This window comes from uncultured Capnocytophaga sp. (genome assembly GCF_937936315.1).
Lineage (GTDB): Bacteria > Bacteroidota > Bacteroidia > Flavobacteriales > Flavobacteriaceae > Capnocytophaga.
The window spans coordinates 1-16741 of record NZ_CALGWU010000016.1 but is presented as its reverse complement, the minus strand read 5'-3'; the positions used below and the strand labels follow the sequence as shown (position 1 = coordinate 16741).

Sequence of the window (16741 nt, the reverse complement as noted above, 5' to 3'; positions counted from 1 at the left end):
ACTCACGCTTTTTTTATTGTCTTCTATTTAAATTATATCGCAAAAAGCGTTAGCTTTGTTCTGTTGCCTGAAAACTGGAAATTTTCAAAATTGCAACACAGAATAGGTTAGCCACTCAGTGCAAAGGAAGCACCAAAAAAAGTGCTTTCCTTTGCCGTATGCAACTTCTTCTAAATTTAGAATAAAGTCCTCTTCGCTTTTTTACGTGTATCGTAAACAATTCTAAATAATTATACTAATGAAAAAGATGTTTTTTATAGCAGTAGCTATGTTTGCAATGCTTACCACTGTGAGTTGTGGTAAAGAAACCATTACCGAACGTATAGAAGTACGCAAAGGCAACCTTATTCACTCTGGTTATGGAGTTCCCTCAGCTTCTTTGGGAGAAATAGGCGATTATTATATCGACCTGCAAAACGTACATCTCTACGGAGCCAAAACCTCACAAGGCTGGGGTACCCCTATCAACCTAAAAGGTGAAAAAGGCGACCGTGGTGAAAAAGGTTTTATGGGTTGGCAAGGTGATAAAGGTGAAAAAGGCGATCGTGGACAAAAAGGTGACCAAGGTGAAAAGGGTGACCGTGGACAAAAAGGCGACCAAGGCGAGAAAGGTGATCAAGGAGAAAAAGGAGATCCAGGAACTAGTACAGGCGAGAAAGGAGACAAAGGAAAAGATGGTGCTAGAATTTATGGAGGCACCTCTGTACCTAATCCTTCTTTAGGAGTAGAAGGCGATTGGTATATTGATACCTATAACAGAAAACTCTACGGACCTAAAACTAATAGTGGTTGGGGGCAAGGTGTAAGTATTTTTAACAATTAAACAACAAACACAATGAAAAGAAGTATTATTATAACGGTGTTTTGCACTTGTGTAGCTTTCCTCTTTTGGCAGTGTAACAAAGAAAGCGTTGTAGAAAAAGTAGAGTACCAGCGAGGAAACATAGTACACTATGGCAGTGGAGCTCCTTCCTCTACCATAGGCGAAATAGGGGATTACTATTTTGACCTTTCAGTATCCGACCTCTATGGAGCTAAAACCGAAAGCGGTTGGGGTGATCCTATTAGCCTAAAAGGAGATCGCGGTGAACGTGGAGAACAAGGAGAACGAGGTGAGGAAGGCGAAAAAGGAGAAGCAGGTGACAAAGGCGAAAAAGGCGATAAAGGAGCTCAAGGTGATAAAGGACTTATAGGTGACAAAGGAGAACAAGGCGACAAAGGACTTAAAGGAGATGATGGCAAAAAAAATAACGGTGATAATGGGGCTCCTGCAACTCAAATTCATTTAGGAAAAGGAGAACCTAATTCCTACATTGGTAAAAAAGGTGATTGGTATATAGATACTGAAACAGGAGTGCTTTATGGTCCCAAAAAATATAGTTATTACTGGGAATTTGCCACAGGTCCTGATTTTGAGGTAAGTAAAGATGGAACTACTTTATATAGATGTAACAAAAAAGACATTACAGAAGTTAATTTTGAGGCAATTCCTAAATTGAAAAATGTTACTAAAATAGGAAGAGGAGCTTTTGGAGGTTGTCATTCTTTAACTTCGGTTACTATTTCTAATAAAGTAACAAGTATTGAGGAAAGTGCTTTTGACGGTTGTATATCTTTGAAATCTATTGTTATTCCTAATGGTGTAACAAGTATAGGAAGTAGTGCTTTTTCAGGTTGTACTTCTTTAGTATCTATTACTATTCCTAATGGTGTAACAAGTATTGAAGATAGTACTTTTTCAGGTTGTAAATCTTTGAAATCTGTTACTATTCCTAATAGTGTAACAAGTATTAAGAGCTCTGTTTTTGCTCATTGTACTTCTTTAGAATCTATAATAATACCAAATAATGTTAAAACTATAGATTCATATGCTTTTTCTTCCTCAGGTATAAAAGAAATAACATTATATTCGATACCTTATACTCGTGGAAATGATAGTTTTCTAGAATATATAGAAAAATTAGAGGTAGTTAAGTTAGGGATGAAAAATGTTTCTAAATTTAAAGATAGAAAATATATAAAGAATCTTGTGTTTTTAGATACTGTAGAAACAATAGAAAAAGAAGCTTTTTATGAGGAAGATAATTATAACAAACCTCTTCCTTTAGCCTCTGTTGTTATAGGGAATGGTGTAAAAAGTATAGGAGAATCTGCTTTCAAATATTGTAGAAATCTTTCTTCTGTTACTATAGGTAATAAGGTAACAAAAATTGAAGACCAAGCTTTTGTACTAACTAGGATAACCTCTATTATTATTCCTGATAATGTTACAGATATTGGATTCCAAGCATTTTGGGGGTCTCACTTACAATCTGTTGTTATTGGTTCTGGAATAAAACATTGGAATTTTGCTTTTTCAGATTGTGAAAAATTGACATCTGTAACTATAAAAGAAGGTGTAACACATATTTCACCAGCTGCTTTTTCCCGTTGTAAGTCATTAACTTCGATCACTATACCTAGTAGTGTAACTAAAATAGAAAGTGGTGCTTTTTCAAAATATAAAAATTACCCCAAAATAACAGTTACCTTTAAAGGTACAACCCCTCCAACAATAGAAAAAGGGAATTTTGAATATTGGGAAGCAGAACTTATAGATGGTAAACTTATAGAATGGTATAGTTCCCATATAGAAAAAATTTACGTTCCTGCAGAAAGCCTTGAAAGATATAAAGAAGCTTATAGTGATAGAAGAGCTTATGGCAATATTTATGGTTGGAGTTATTTTATAGAAGCAGCTCCTTAAAACTTAATTGTCTAACCTATGTAAGTTCAGTGTAATGAATGAGTTTATACTGAACTTACATTACTAAAAATAATAACCTTATGAAAGTAGCAATACCCCAAGAAAAAGTAGGTTCGAGCTACAAAAGCAGAGAGCCTCCAAGAGAAAAAGCTGTAAATACTAAAACTAACTTTTAACTAAATTATTAACAAAAATTAAAAGTCTATGAAAGTAATACATATTCAAGGTGCTCAAAATACAGGTAAAACTACATTGTGCAACCGAATAGATGAGTGGTTGCTAAATAATAGAATATATGAACTACAACAATTAATAAATAATAGAAAAAATGGGCAAAATTTTTCTATTAAAGAAATTACTAAAATAGAGGTTATAAAACAGATTTTACCTAATAATGATTTCTATGCTGTATATGATATACAGTTTTCTATAGGAGGGAATAAACGAGTTATTATTAATACTTTGTCAGACTATAATACAATAACTGAGTTTGAAAATTTTTATAATAATAATAAAAATAATGGTTATGATGTATTCATCACTACAATAAGAAATGGAAATACTTCCCGAAAAGTTATTAAAGAATTCTACGAAAAGGAATTGAAAAGTATCAACCTCCCTACAAAACCAAATGGAATTATAGACTTGAATAAAAATCCTATAACAAATGTAGTAGACTCTTATGCAATGTTGTATTATGAGTTCATTCCTTTGTTTGAGAAACTTATCTAAAGCTGTTTTACAACTCGTTTAAACACGTTTTAAACAAATAAGACCCCCCCGCTGTATTTCTATATAGTGGGGGTTCTTTTGTGCTATAGTGTCTATAAATTTAGAGGTATTTACAAAATACTTTTGTATAATACTCTTTAAAATTATTGGTTATCAATATAATCAACTTTGCGGAAGGTCATAAAATTTCACTTTTCATTTTTCACTTTTCACTTTTCACTTAATAGTTCCATTTGAGTCCTAATGAGTAGGTTCTACCTTTTGAGATGCTGGAGTAGAAACTGGTAGTAGGAGTGATGTAGTTGAAAAAGTTGTCAATTCCAGCGGTGAGGGTGAGGTGGTAGGGCAGTTTGGAAAAAACTTGTAACTGCCATATACTATAAGGTTCGTAATAGGTATAGAGTTGGTTGTTGCTGGTGTCGGTTTCGTGAATGCGAGTAGCACTTACGTATTTGCCACTAAACACTATGTTAGGAATGTATAGGGCATTGTGTTTGGGTATATATTCAGCTTTTAGGGTAAGGGTATGCGGACGATTTTCGTTGGCACTATTGCTAATGTAATAGTACGCATACGAGGCTTTGAAACGCAAGGCTTTGGTAGGGCGATAAGAGGCTGCGAGTTCAGAGCTTATAATTTGTGTTTTGTCCTTGAAATTGATATAACGGATGGTGTCACTGGCAACTGTCCAACGATAGTCTATTTTGTCTTTCATTAGTGAGAGTTGCGTCATAGCGGTAATATTTACTTTGGGGCTATCAAAATCTACGGAAAAATTAAAATTGTTACTACTTTCGGGTTTGAGGTCTTTGTTGCCTATTATTTGGAAACCACCTCCCCAAGGGTGAAACCAATTGGTGTAGAGTTCTTTGAGGGTAGGGGAGCGGAAGCCCGAAGAAAAGCCCCCTCTAAAGGTGAAAGATTCTACTTTTAACATTCCTGAGAGGCGATAGGTGAAATGTTCTTTAAAGAGAGAATGGTAATCTACACGCACCCCAGTAACCAAAGTAAAGGCTGGAGAGAGCGTCCATTCTTGTTGGGTGAAAAGGGTATAGTTTTGAGCGTTTTCTTTAGCTTCAGTACCTGTTTCGTTGAAACGGAAACTGAGGAGTTCATCTGAAAATATTTCAGCTCCTGCTACTAAGGAATGTTTCGTCCATAACGATTGGTTGTATTGTGCTCCTGCACGTGCTAAAGTGTTCTCGTAATTCTTTTCTTTTTCTTTTAATAAGGGGAAATAGTTAAACTTGTCGTAGCGATCAAAAGCTCCTGAGAGACTTAGTTTTTTGCTTTCGGTGAGAGCTGTATTTAGTTTAGCCGACATAGTATAGTTGTAGTATCGTTCTCTTTTTCTTTCGGCATCACGGTCGCCTTGGTTACGTTCGCTGAAATAGTAGTTAGGTGTAAGAGTAAGGTCGGTTTTAGGAGATAAATTAAAAGAGAGTTTTGGGGTAACCCCATAGGTTGTAAAACCAGCAATGTTCAGTTCACTTTTAGGAGAGGGTTCTGCTACACCATTTTTGTAGGTAATGAGCGGTTCACGATCTTTTAAGAGATAAGGTTCGCGGAAATTATAGAAAGAAGTAAGGCGGATATTGCCCCATCGTTGTTTGCTGCCAATACCTATATTAGCTTTGTGACTTTCAATAGTTTCATATTGATAGCTGAGGTCGCCTTCAAAAGATTTTTTGGCATTTTTAGTAATGATATTGATAACACCTCCCAGTGCATTCGAGCCATAGAGAGAAGAACTCGCCCCTTTGATAATTTCAATGCGCTCTATATCCTCCAAGTTGATTCGGTTATAATCGATATTATCAAAAGTTTCACCTGCCATACGCTCACCATCTATTAAGAAAAGCACGTATTTACCTCCAAATCCCATCATATTGATGTTAGGCATACCCCCATCATACGTAAAGTTGATACCAGCAAACTCTGTTTCTAAAAACGATTGAAAATTGGTTGCTTGTGATTTACGGATATCTTCAGCAGTTACGACTTGTACTGTGATAGGTACATTTTTTAAGTTTTTTTGGGCACGTGTAGCTGTTACGATCACTTCTTTTAAGTTGATAAGGTCGTTTTGAAGTGTATCGTTTTGAGCGAAGATAAGTGAGGAATATAAAAATATAAAGACAGCAATATAAAACTTTTGCATATTGGGTAGATTTATAGAAAAGAGGCTGCCTATAGCAGACAGCCTCAGTTATAAAGCTTGTTTTTAAATATTATTTAAACTCGTTTTTATCGTTAGCGAGTTGGTATTTAAAGGTAATGTAACCTGTTTCATCTTTGGCATTTTTATAATCAGTAAGTTGGATTTTAACAAATTTACCAGCAGGTGTTTTTACTACATATACCCAATTGTTATAGGTGTAACTAGGGGCAAGTTGATTTCCATTGGGTTTATAGTCCATTGTGAGCCAGCCATTGTTGTGAACGATAGAGGATTTATCTATTTTTGCAATATTGGGCATTCTAGAAATCATATTCCAGAAGTTTTCTCCGTGTCCGCCAGATATTACGCGAGAGGCATTTGTAGTACCTAATCCTCCTTGATTGTTTTGACCTCTTTCAAAAACATAGATAGAGCCATCTACTGTAAAGGAAGCGGTAGAAGAAGCGGTAGCAACTTTGTTCCAATCGGTTTCATTAGTAGTTAGTGCGCCACCATTACCACTGCCAGAAGTACCGCTGTTAGTTCTTACACTATAACGATTGAAAGCGATATCCCAATCGGTAGTGGTAGGGGTTGCTGTAGTGGAAGTTACTACACCATTTTCAAAAGAAAAGTACACCCATTTGTCATAAGATGAAGCATCAACTTTTTGCTCTTTGTAAGGGAGTTTAGGAGCTTCCGTTTTTTTGTCGTCTTTACTACAAGAAGTAGTAAACATCATTAATCCTGCTATAATTGCAGGGGCTAAAAATTGTAATCTCATATTTTTTAGTTTTTATATGTTTTAATTTTAACGGTGCAAAGATAGTAATTATTTAGAATTATACAAAACAGTTTAGTATTTTATTTTGTAATACAGGGACTAAATTTTTCTATCGATTACGTAATTTACCATTAAGGTAAGAGCTTCTTTATAAGAGGAAGCAGGGAAATCGTTGAGAATATTGAGTGCTTTTTGTTGAAACTCTTTCATTTTGGCAGTAGCATATTCTAATCCGTTGTGAGTTTTCACAAAGGAAATCACTTCTTTTACACGCTTTTTGTCTTTGTTGTATTTCTTTACCGAATTGATGAGCCATTGCTTTTCTTTTTCTGTACAAGTATTGAGTACATAGATAAGAGGGAGGGTCATTTTCTGCTCTTTGATGTCTATACCAGTAGGTTTTCCGATTGCATCTTCGGTATAATCGAAGAGGTCATCTTTTATTTGAAAAGCCATTCCTATATACTCGCCAAAGAGGCGCATTTTTTCTATGAGTTCAGGTTGTTCGGGCTGTACTGAGCAAGCTCCCATTGCACAACAAGCCGCAATAAGGGTCGCTGTTTTTTGACGGATAATTTCGTAGTAAACTTCCTCTACGATGTCTAACCGACGTGCTTTTTCTATTTGTAAAAGCTCACCTTCACTCATTTCGCGCACAGCAACTGAGATAATGCGCAATAGATCGAAATCACCATTGTCTATAGAGAGGAGCAAGCCTTTAGAAAGCAGATAATCACCTACTAATACAGCTATTTTGTTTTTCCAAAGTGCATTAATGGAAAAGAAACCACGGCGTTTGTTACTATCGTCTACCACATCATCGTGCACCAAAGTAGCAGTGTGAATGAGTTCTATAACTGAAGCACCCCTATAAGTACGTTCACTTACTTTACTATCATCAGAAAGCATTTTGGCTACTAAGAAAACAAACATAGGTCGCATTTGCTTGCCTTTGCGATTTACTATATAATAGGTGATGCGATTTAGCAAGGCTACTTTAGACGACATTGAATTGCGGAACTTCTGTTCAAAAAGTTCCATTTCTTCACGTATAGGTTCTTTTATTTGAGCAGTTATTTTCATTTTGTTTTATATAAATAAGGCTTCCTTTTGCAAAAGGAAGCCTTTAAAATTTATTCTGTAGGAGAAGTATTTTCAGTTTTTAAAGGAGTTTCCTCTTCATTACTATTGTGAGGGTCTTTAAACTTGCGTTTTCCAAAAATATTCTCAAGGTCATCTCGGAAGATAACTTCACGATCTAATAGCAAGTTAGCCAAAGTGGTGAGTTTATCTTTATTCTCGGTGAGGATATCAATAGCACGTTGGTATTGCTCTTCTATGATTTTAGAAATTTCTTCATCGATGAGGTGAGCTGTTTTCTCACTATACGGTTTGGTAAAACTATAATCGGACTGGGCAGAATCGTAGTAGGTAAGATTACCGATTTTTTCGTTGAGCCCATAAATAGTTACCATTGCGCGGGCTTGTTTGGTTACTTTTTCGAGGTCGCTGAGAGCACCTGTAGATATTTTATTGAATACTACTTTTTCGGCAGCTCTACCGCCAAGGGCAGCACACATCTCATCAAGTATTTGTTCGGTGCGTACAATTTGTCGCTCTTCGGGTAGATACCAAGCTGCACCGAGTGACTGTCCGCGAGGCACAATAGTTACTTTTACCAATGGAGCGGCGTGTTCTAATAACCAGCTTACGGTAGCGTGACCTGCTTCGTGGAAAGCAATAGCCTCACGCTCTTCAGGAGTAAGGATTTTAGTTTTCTTTTCCAAACCACCTACAATTCTATCTACTGCATCAAGGAACTCTTGTTTGCTCACAGCTGTTTTACCTTTACGTGCTGCAATAAGGGCTGCTTCGTTACAAACGTTGGCAATATCAGCACCTGAAAAACCAGGAGTTTGTTTTGCTAAGAAATCGATATCTAAGGTTTCAGCTGTTTTTATAGGGCGCAAATGTACTTGGAAAATCTGTTTGCGTTCGTTCAAGTTCGGGAGTTCCACATAAATTTGGCGGTCGAAACGCCCAGCACGCATTAGGGCTTTATCTAAAATATCGGCGCGGTTAGTAGCAGCAAGTACAATTACATTGGTGTGAGAGCCAAAGCCATCCATTTCAGTAAGCAATTGATTGAGCGTATTCTCACGCTCGTCGTTAGCACCAGTCATTGCATTTTTACCACGAGCACGACCTATAGCATCAATCTCGTCGATAAAGATAATAGATGGAGATTTTTCTTTAGCTTGTTTGAAGAGATCGCGCACACGAGAAGCGCCCACCCCTACGAACATCTCTACAAAATCAGAACCAGACAGAGAGAAGAAAGGCACTTGCGCCTCACCTGCTACCGCTTTGGCAAGGAGTGTTTTACCTGTACCTGGAGGACCTACAAGCAGAGCCCCGCGAGGTATTTTACCCCCTAATGAGGTATATTTATCGGGGTTTTTGAGAAAGTCTACAATCTCCTGTACCTCTTCTTTAGCACCTTCTAAACCAGCTACATCTTGGAAAGTTACGCGAGTTTCTTTCTTTTCGTCGAACATACGCGCTTTAGATTTTCCGATACTGAATATGCCGCCAGCACCACCAGCACCTGCCATACGGCGCATAACAAATATCCATAACCCTATGACAACTATAATAGGCAAGAGAGTGAATAGCAAATCGCCGATTACATTTTGTTGTGTTTTATTCTCACGAGTGGTACTGAGGTTGTTATCTTTTACAATTTGGTCAAAACGATTTTCGAAGTTACTCAAGTCGCCTAATTCAAAGCGATATTGAGGTACTTCGCCCGCATTAGCCCCCTGCATAAGAGAATTGCCTGTAGGTTTCACCTCTTTGTGTTCTTCTTTTTTAAGGGCATCCTCGGTGAGGTATACATTAGCCTCTTTGCGGTTTAAGATGATGATTTTAGCTACATCACCATTACTGAGGTATTCCTCAAATTTAGATTGAGGAATTTCTTTAGGTTGAGACCAAAAGCTCGCTCCTGAATAGTAATTGAATCCTATGAGAATGAGCAGTAATACGCCGTATAGCCAGTAGGCTGAAAAGCGATTTCCGTTACTTTTGTTATCCGACATATATTTAATAGTTAGTTTCTAAATTGATAAATTTGGCATCACCCCAAAGACCTTCGAGGTCGTAATGCTCACGTACTTTTGTTTGGAAGATATGAACAACTACATCTACATAATCGATGAGAATCCATTCGGCGTTGGCTTCGCCTTCAACGTGCCAAGGGTGTTGATGTCCATCGGCTTGGCTGACAATTTTTTGGATAGCTCCTGAAATAGCCGATACTTGGGTGTTAGAAGAACCATTACACAAGATAAAATAATCGCATACGGTATTTTCAACCTCGCGTAAATCCATAATGGTGATATCAGTGCCTTTTACTTTTTCTATACCAGCAATAATATTGCTAATAAGCTGGTTTGATGATATTTCTTTATTCAATGTTTTTTGTTTTTATAGTTTAAATTTACAAGTGCTTCGTGAAAGCGCGCAAAGATAATACTTTCCTTTCACAAAAACAAAAGATTTTAATAGATAGGAAGTAAAAGATAGAGGGTAAGAAATGAAAAAAGCTGTTTAGTATTGTACTAAACAGCTGATTTTGTGATTTTTGATTTTTATATTTCTTTATTAAGAAGCTTTGAAACTTTTGAAGAGAGCTTCCATTTTTTCTTTTTCTTCTTCGGCTAAAGCAGCATCCACTAAAATACGTCCGCTATGTTCATCGGTGATTATTTTTTTACGAGAAGCAATTTCCACTTGAACTTGTGGAGGGATAGTGAAGAAAGAACCACCAGAAGCACCGCGCTGGATAGGTACTACTGCCAATTTATTCATTACACTGCTGCGGATGCGTTGGTAGGCTTTTAGCAAACGATCCTCTATTTTAGCAGCATATTCTTCAGCTTTTTCTTTAAGGAAGGCTTCTTCTTTTTCAGTTTCGGCTAATACCGAGTTGAGTTCTGCTTTTTTGTGTTTGAGATGGGCATCGCGTTGGGCTTTGCGTTCGTCTACTTGTTTGATAGCCTCTTTCTTTTGGTCAACTTGCGCTTTACCTTCTTTGATGCGTTTTTCAGCCAACTGTACTTCCAATTCTTGGAATTCAATTTCTTTAGACAAAGAAGTGTACTCGCGGTTGTTGCGGACATTTTTTTGCTGGGTAGTGTACTTTTTGATGAGGGCTTTAGCCTCTTCAATTGTTGCTTTTTTCTCAGCGATACCCGCTTGTAAAGCATCTAATTCTTCTTTGAATTTAGCGTGACGTTTTTTGAGTCCTTCTACCTCATCTTCAAGGTCAGATACCTCTAAAGGTAGTTCGCCACGAGTGTATTGCAACTCGTCAATTTTTGAGTCGATTAGCTGTAAATCGTACAGAGCTCTTAGTTTTTCTTCTACAGTAATATCCACTTTTTGTGCCATATTTACGAATAATATTTGATAGGATTGGTATCCACATTTGATATTGAGAGGGCAAAGGTAGGAAAAATTTTTGAAAGATAGTCAAATAAAAGTGATTTTATGTATTGTTCACTTTCAAAATGACCTATATCGGCAAGGAGAATTTGCCCTTCAGCCTTGAAAAATTCGTGGTATTTGAGGTCGGCTGTTATATAAACATCAGCTTTTGCACGTTTGGCATTTTCTATAGCAAAAGCACCACTTCCACCTAAAACTGCTACTTTTTTTACATCTTTACCAAGCAATGCCGAGTGACGCACTACACTCACTTGCATACGTTCTTTTAGGTAAGCTAAAAAATCTTTTTCGGGCATAGATTTATTAAGTTCACCTATCATTCCCATCCCAATATGTTGGTGTTCATTTTCGAGTGTATATATCTCAAAAGCTACTTCTTCATAAGGGTGATTTTGACGAAGAGCCTGCAATATTTGTCGTTGTAAGTGTTTAGGGAAAATCACTCCTATTTGGGTTTCATCTTCAGTATGGAATACATTAGGTTCGCCAATGGTAGGGTGAGAATCCTCATTTCCTTTATAAGTGCCTTTACCTTCAAGATTGAAACTACACTCAGCATAGTTGCCTATATTGCCCGCACCTGCTGCAAAAAGAGCTTTGCGAAGGTTTTTGGCATCGGATTTTGGTACATAAGTGATGAGTTTTTGAATGGTATGAGGTTGAGGAATGAGAATACGTCTGTTTTGCAATTCTAAACGATTGCAGATAGATGCATTTACTCCTAAGAACTGATTATCGAGAGCCGTGTGCATACTATAGATCGCAATTTGATGCTGAATGGCTTTCATCACCACACGTTCTACATAGTTTTTTCCTGTGAGAGATTTGAGTCCGCTAAAGATAATAGGGTGAAAACTCACAATAAGGTTGCATTTTTTGGCAATAGCCTCATCTACAACCGCTTCGAGAGTATCTAAGGTAATGAGTACCCCTTTTACTTCAGCATTGGCATCACCTACTAATAAACCAACATTGTCAAACCCTTCAGCATATTGCAGAGGGGCGAGTTTTTCTAATTCTTGAATAATGTCTGTTACTTTCATAGCATTCCTAAATGTTTGCGCACCTCTTTAACTGTGCTTTCAGTGAACAGAGCTTCTAAGTTTTTCCATACACTATGGTAACCATAAGGACCATTAAGCATTTCTTTTTTAGCTTGTTCTATTGTCCAATTGTGATAAATAATACGATACATTGCTACCATTATACCTGTACGATCGGCACCGTGATAACAGTGAATTAGTACAGCCCCTTGCTTTTGGTGTTCGCGTATAATTTTCAGTGTTTGCGCTATTTCAGGGGCTTTGATGCGCCAAGTGAGCAAAGGATGATTGATGAGCTTGATGTTATCAGAGGAACTGAAATTTTTTTTATCGCCTGAACGTGTGAAATAGCGTAGGTTTATAATTGATTTGATAGGGATATTCTTAATAATAGCCTTATCTTCAGTTACTAATTGTTCACTTCTGTAGAGCAAACTGTCCACTTTGTACAAGTTAGCATCAGCGTGTATAAGGGTAGCTTTATGCTGTGACCACAAGGGTAGAAAAGTGAATAAAATAAAGCAAATTAAAAGTGTTTTTTTCATAGAGTGTTTTTTATTTCTTCATATCGTGTAAGGACATCATTCACATTGCGAATTGATTGTTTTGTCCAGTGAATAAGCGTATTAAGGCGTTCGTTATCGCTAAGTTGCCAAGCTATCTCGCTACGACGGAGTTTATCAGTGAGTTGTTGTAATACAATAGCCACTGCTACCGAGATGTTTAAACTTTCGGTAAAGCCTACCATTGGTATTTTTAAGAAAGTATCGGCTTGTGAAAGTACTTGTGCTGAGAGTCCTTCTTTTTCTGTGCCAAAGAAAAAAGCACTTTTTTTAGTGATATCAAAATCGTTGAGAAAATAGGCGTCTTTATGCGGGGTGGTTGCTACTATTTGGTAACCTTGTGCGCGAAGGCTATCAATACAACTTTGAGTGTCGTTATAACGAAATACATCTACCCATTTTTGAGCTCCCATTGCTATTTTGGCATCAAGGCGTTTGCCAAAGCGACCTTCAATGCTATGTGCTTGCTGCACGCCAAATACTTCGCAGGTACGCACAACAGCACTAGTGTTGTGCATTTGGAATACATCTTCCATCGCTACCGTAAAGTGATTGGTGCGCTGTGCTATAATCCCTAAAAAACGCTCTTTGCGCTCTTCAGTAATAAATCGTTCTAAGTAAGAAAGTAGTTTTTTGTTCATAATATTTTTTCAAAAGCTTTACGGGAACTTCCTCTGAAAGTAACTTCACCACAATACTGATAACCTAATTTCTCAAAGAGGTGTAACATAGGGGTATTGTCAAAATTGGTATCAGCGCGCAGAGAGTGAATGCCATTATCGCAAGTGAATTGTTCTATTTGTTGCAATAGTATTTTTGCTAAACCTCTTCCTAAATGATTAGGTGCAATAGCCACCCTATGAAAAACTACAAAATCGCCAGAGGTGAGCCATTTGCCTTTGATATGGGCATATTCGGGTTCATCGTTGATAAGCAAGGCACAATAACCTACTATTTCGTCATCTTCTACAAGTACATAGCCATAACCTTTGGCAATATCATTCGCTATTACTTGTTCATTAGGGTAACCGTCTTGCCACTGATTGCTACCTTCGGTTTTGCGACGCTGGATAGCAGCGGATAAGATTGCCCAAATGGCAGAAGCATCGGCTGGGGTTGCTACTTTGAGTTGTATTTTTTGGGTCTTATTCAATTAGATAATCAGGTGACAAAAGACAGGTAACAGAGGGCAAAAATAGAAAAAACTTTGCTCATTGACAAATTTTCGCTAACTTGCCCCACTTTTAAGTTTTTTATGTTATGAATACAACCCCAAATGCGATTGAGGTACGACACCTCAGCAAACAATATAAAGAAGCTACAGTTCTTGCCTTGAATGATGTGTCATTTGAGGTGAGGAAAGGAGAAGTTTATGGTATTTTAGGACCTAATGGAGCAGGGAAAACGACCTTGATGTCAATACTTTTTGGAAGTATTAAGCCTACTATGGGGAGTTTTACTATTGCAGGACTTACCTATAAAGACCCTTCTTTGAGATATAAAATAGGCGTTGTACCACAAGAATACGCTTTGTATCCCACACTTACCGCGAGAGAGAATTTACATTACTTTGGGAGCCTATATGGACTCAAAGGGAAGGAACTAAAAGTAAAAACAGATGAAGCTCTTGAGCGTGTTGCTTTATCAACTGTAGCTGATAAGAAAATTGCTCATTTTTCGGGGGGAATGAAGCGTCGTATCAATTTAGTAGCGGGGATACTACATACACCTGAAGTGCTTTTTTTGGACGAACCTACTGTAGGGGTAGATGTACAATCTAAAAACATAATTATTGATTATTTAAAAGAGTTGAATGCAAGAGGAATGTCGGCATTGTATACTTCACACCATTTGCAGGAGGCGCAGGATTTTTGCAACCGCATAGGGATATTGAGTGAGGGGCAATTGATAAAAGAAGATACGCCTGAGCGACTGATTAAGGAGGCAGAGGTGTATAATTTAGAAGAAGCGTTTATTCAAGTTACAAATAACAAATAATAAAAAAAGCTACCAAAATGGTAGCTTTTTTTATTTGTACTTTATTTGATCAAGTCTCTATATTTAGTATTTGATGTTTTATAAGCCTCTATTTTTCCTGAAGGTACATAGATATTGCGCAATAATGTTTGATTAAAAGCGTTATTACTTATAGTAAAAGCGTTAGGGTTGTGTATAATAACTGTATGTAGATTTTTACATTTCATAAAAGCACTAGGTGCTATATTACTTACATTTTCAGGGAGTATCACTGTAGTAAGTCTATCACAACCAGTGAAAGCTCTTGTTTCAATAGTAGTAACACTTGAAGGAATATCTACATTTTGCAAATGAGTACAATTGACAAAAGTTTGTGGTTTAATTTTTGTAATTTCTCTTCTTATATTCTCATTTGAAACTTCCACACTAGTTAATTTAGTACATAGATAAAAGGCTTTTCCTATTTCTTTTACTTTATCTCCAATAATGAAAGCTCTTAATTCATATGCTAAACTATTAATTTCTGCATTGAAAGCATTGTCAGCTATAATTTCTACATCTTTTAGTTTAGGGTCGGTGTTCATGTCAATAAAACGAGTTTTATCGTTCTTCCATTTTAGTAATGTTTTCCCATCTGGACTAAGTTCATAATCTGTCATGTTAACATGTTGAGATGTAAGGGAAATTCCAGTAGAAGGCCAACCTATATTAGTTTTAGGGCCATAGAATATTTTAGCTTCAGTATCGATGTAATAGTCTCCTTCTACACCTTCAGAAGTAGGTATACCTTGTCCTGCATATATTTTGGAACCATCTTTTCCTGGGAGTCCTCTTTCACCTTGAATACCTTGTGCTTTTATATTGGTATTCTGATTGCCAATATACCAAAAGCCATCTTTGATGTTAGGTTTAGGGGCATCGATCCCATTTTGTCCATTATCACCTTTTTCGCCTTTAGCTTTAGTATTTGATTTCACACCATTTATTACCCAATATCCATCGTTGTCGATGGTAATAGTAGGGGTGATACCGTTTTGTCCATTATCACCTTTTTCTCCTTTAGCTTTGGTATTTGATTTTACACCATTTATTACCCAATGTCCGTCGTTGTCTATAGTAATAGTAGGGGTGATGCCGTTTTGTCCATTATCACCTTTTTCGCCTTTAGCTTTGGTATTTGATTTTACACCATTTATTACCCAATATCCGTCGTTGTCTATAGTAATAGTAGGGGTGGTACCATTTTGTCCATTATCACCCTTTTCTCCTTTAGCTTTAATATTGGTTTTTACATTGTTTATTACCCAATAGCCATCACTATCGATAGTGATAGTAGGAGTAATGCCATTTTGTCCATTATCACCTTTTTCTCCTTTAGCTTTAATATTGGTTTTTACATTGTTTATTACCCAATAGCCATCACTATCGATAGTGATAGTAGGAGTAATGCCATTTTGTCCATTATCACCTTTTTCTCCTTTAGCTTTAATGTTAGTTTTTACATTGTTTATTACCCAATAGCCATCATTATCAATAGAGACAGTAGGGGTAATGCCATTATTCCCTTGTGCTTTAACGGTAGTTTTCTTATCACCTATATACCAATAGCCATCGTTGTCAATGTGTGGTACAGGAGCATTTTGTCCATTAGTTCCCTTTTCTCCTTGCAAACCTCTAAGGCTTATAGGGGATCCCCAACCTTCGGTAGTTTTAGGTCCGTAGAGATTTACATTGCTGAGGTCTATATAATAATCTCCTATACTACCTATAGCAGTAGCAGGAGTTGTAACCCCTGATAGAATAGTATTAGTACGCTCACGCTCTATAATACGCTCTTCTATTGATTTAGAACATTGTACACTGGCAAGGCTAAAACCTATAAACATTGCCAAAAAAACAATCTTTTTCATTAATGTTAAATTACTATTAAAAATATTAAAAACATAAATTAATCAATTCTATCAAAAAGTGTGCCATAATTTAAAAAATAAGTCTTTGATAGATTTTTCTTGTTTATATGTTTTTAGCTTCAATTTAAGGATTTTTTAAAAGGAGGTTGTTGTTTTTTTGAGAATTATAAAAAATGTTTTTGATTATAGATAAAATTTTGTGTTAAATAACGTGAGTTCGATTTAAGCAGCAACGAGTCTTTTTAGATCAACAATGTCTTCTTGCAAATTAATAGAAGGCTTTTTATCAAAGAAAGAATAAGCTATAAGTCCT

Annotated in this window: 15 protein-coding genes; 4 read left to right on the top strand and 11 right to left on the bottom strand. The window is 36.6% G+C overall.

All coding sequences use genetic code 11. The annotated features are described in order from the left end of the window. The first annotated feature begins 238 nt into the window (after window positions 1-238). From Q0162_RS02320 to Q0162_RS02310, 3 genes are all read left to right on the top strand, one after another. A complete protein-coding gene (locus Q0162_RS02320; RefSeq protein WP_297888503.1) occupies window positions 239-823 on the top strand; it encodes a hypothetical protein in 585 nt (194 codons plus the stop codon). A gap of 12 nt (window positions 824-835) precedes the next feature. Then, complete coding sequence (locus Q0162_RS02315) at window positions 836-2746, top strand: collagen-like protein (RefSeq protein WP_297888500.1); 1911 nt, start codon at window positions 836-838, stop codon at window positions 2744-2746. Window positions 2747-2950: 204 nt separating this feature from the next. Then, window positions 2951-3478 carry a hypothetical protein gene (locus tag Q0162_RS02310; protein ID WP_297888497.1) on the top strand — a complete coding sequence of 176 codons (528 nt, stop codon included), beginning with the start codon at window positions 2951-2953 and terminating at the stop codon, window positions 3476-3478. 220 nt (window positions 3479-3698) lie between these two features. On the opposite strand, the gene Q0162_RS02305 is transcribed toward Q0162_RS02310, so the two are convergent. The 10 genes from Q0162_RS02305 to Q0162_RS02260 all read right to left on the bottom strand — a co-directional run bounded on the left by Q0162_RS02305 (window position 3699) and on the right by Q0162_RS02260 (window position 13694). Next, window positions 3699-5639 (bottom strand): TonB-dependent siderophore receptor, encoded by a 1941-nt coding sequence (locus Q0162_RS02305; RefSeq protein ID WP_297888493.1) that lies wholly within the window; start codon window positions 5637-5639, stop codon window positions 3699-3701. 70 nt (window positions 5640-5709) lie between these two features. After that, the gene (locus Q0162_RS02300; RefSeq protein ID WP_297888489.1) at window positions 5710-6423 is read right to left on the bottom strand and encodes an HmuY family protein; all 714 of its coding nucleotides are present in this window, start codon (window positions 6421-6423) and stop codon (window positions 5710-5712) included. Between the two features lie 99 nt (window positions 6424-6522). After that, window positions 6523-7506 carry a polyprenyl synthetase family protein gene (locus Q0162_RS02295; RefSeq protein ID WP_297888486.1) on the bottom strand — a complete coding sequence of 328 codons (984 nt, stop codon included), beginning with the start codon at window positions 7504-7506 and terminating at the stop codon, window positions 6523-6525. Between the two features lie 50 nt (window positions 7507-7556). Continuing rightward, window positions 7557-9524, bottom strand: coding sequence for an ATP-dependent zinc metalloprotease FtsH (gene ftsH, locus Q0162_RS02290; RefSeq protein WP_297888483.1), 1968 nt, complete (start codon window positions 9522-9524; stop codon window positions 7557-7559). Window positions 9525-9528: 4 nt separating this feature from the next. Beyond that, window positions 9529-9900, bottom strand: a complete 372-nt coding sequence (rsfS, locus tag Q0162_RS02285; RefSeq protein WP_095902310.1) for a ribosome silencing factor — start codon at window positions 9898-9900, stop codon at window positions 9529-9531. Window positions 9901-10089: 189 nt separating this feature from the next. Continuing rightward, the gene (locus Q0162_RS02280) at window positions 10090-10878 is read right to left on the bottom strand and encodes a C4-type zinc ribbon domain-containing protein (RefSeq protein WP_002678914.1); all 789 of its coding nucleotides are present in this window, start codon (window positions 10876-10878) and stop codon (window positions 10090-10092) included. Between the two features lie 2 nt (window positions 10879-10880). Then, on the bottom strand, window positions 10881-11978 hold the full coding sequence (locus tag Q0162_RS02275) for a Nif3-like dinuclear metal center hexameric protein (protein WP_297888476.1): 1098 nt from the start codon (window positions 11976-11978) through the stop codon (window positions 10881-10883). Then, window positions 11975-12523 carry a tyrosine-protein phosphatase gene (locus Q0162_RS02270; protein ID WP_297888473.1) on the bottom strand — a complete coding sequence of 183 codons (549 nt, stop codon included), beginning with the start codon at window positions 12521-12523 and terminating at the stop codon, window positions 11975-11977. The genes Q0162_RS02275 and Q0162_RS02270 overlap by 4 nt, the downstream gene beginning before the upstream one ends. Next, entirely contained in the window at window positions 12520-13182 is a 663-nt protein-coding gene (locus Q0162_RS02265) for an RNA methyltransferase (RefSeq protein WP_297888470.1), read from the bottom strand. Before Q0162_RS02265 ends, Q0162_RS02270 begins: the two co-directional genes overlap by 4 nt. After that, window positions 13179-13694 (bottom strand): GNAT family N-acetyltransferase, encoded by a 516-nt coding sequence (locus Q0162_RS02260; protein ID WP_297888465.1) that lies wholly within the window; start codon window positions 13692-13694, stop codon window positions 13179-13181. Before Q0162_RS02260 ends, Q0162_RS02265 begins: the two co-directional genes overlap by 4 nt. A 107-nt stretch (window positions 13695-13801) precedes the next feature. On the opposite strand from Q0162_RS02260, the gene Q0162_RS02255 reads away from it, so the two are divergent. Continuing rightward, entirely contained in the window at window positions 13802-14539 is a 738-nt protein-coding gene (locus Q0162_RS02255; protein WP_297888462.1) for an ABC transporter ATP-binding protein, read from the top strand. 41 nt (window positions 14540-14580) lie between these two features. Here the strand turns inward: Q0162_RS02255 and Q0162_RS02250 are convergent, their stop codons facing one another. Next, window positions 14581-16428: a leucine-rich repeat protein gene (locus tag Q0162_RS02250; protein WP_297888460.1), complete on the bottom strand. Its 1848-nt coding sequence runs from the start codon at window positions 16426-16428 to the stop codon at window positions 14581-14583. Between the last annotated feature and the right edge of the window lie 313 nt (window positions 16429-16741).